This is a genomic window from Kitasatospora nipponensis, from assembly GCF_039528135.1.
Taxonomy (GTDB): domain Bacteria; phylum Actinomycetota; class Actinomycetes; order Streptomycetales; family Streptomycetaceae; genus Kitasatospora; species Kitasatospora nipponensis.
The window spans coordinates 1-558 of the sequence record NZ_BAAALF010001018.1 but is presented as its reverse complement, the minus strand read 5'-3'; the positions used below and the strand labels follow the sequence as shown (position 1 = coordinate 558).

The window sequence follows — 558 nt, the reverse complement described above, 5'->3', positions numbered from 1 at the left end:
ACCGAAGGTGGAGACCTTCACCGTGTTGCGGATGGTGTTGCCGGTCTTCTCGTAGTCGGTGACGGTGATCGTGTAGTCGCCGAGCTTCTTGTAGACGTGGCCGGCTGTCGTCTTCACCGGCTTGTTGCCGTAGAAGTTGAGGACGTCGGTGCTGTCGTCGCCCCACTGGATGTAGATGTCCTGGGCCACCGGCAGGGTGGTCACGTCCAGGTCCAGCGAGACGCCGTACGCGCTGGTGTTCTTCGCGGTCAGCGCCATCGCGAAGCCGGGGTTGTTGCTCTGGAACTTGACCGCGCCCCGGTCGGTCATCGGCCCGTGCCCGAAGTAGTCGGTGGTCAGGGCGCCGGGCGCGGACTGGTTGGCGGTGCCGATCGCGGCGGAACCGGTCTGCAGGGGGTAGGCGATGCTCTGGTTGACCCGCTGCGGCGCGACTGTCTCGACGGTGTCGTGCGCGCCCTGGCTCTGCGCGGCCTTGAAGGCGGCCACGGTCGGGTACGCGGTGCCTGCCCAGCGGTAGGGCCCGGCGCCGGTGGCGGACTCGGCGTAGAAGTCGTTGTA

Annotated in this window: 1 pseudogene; it reads right to left on the bottom strand. The window is 67.4% G+C overall.

The annotated features are described in order from the left end of the window. Positions 1–558 (bottom strand): annotated as a pseudogene (locus tag ABD323_RS44640) (hypothetical protein); the annotation flags it as partial.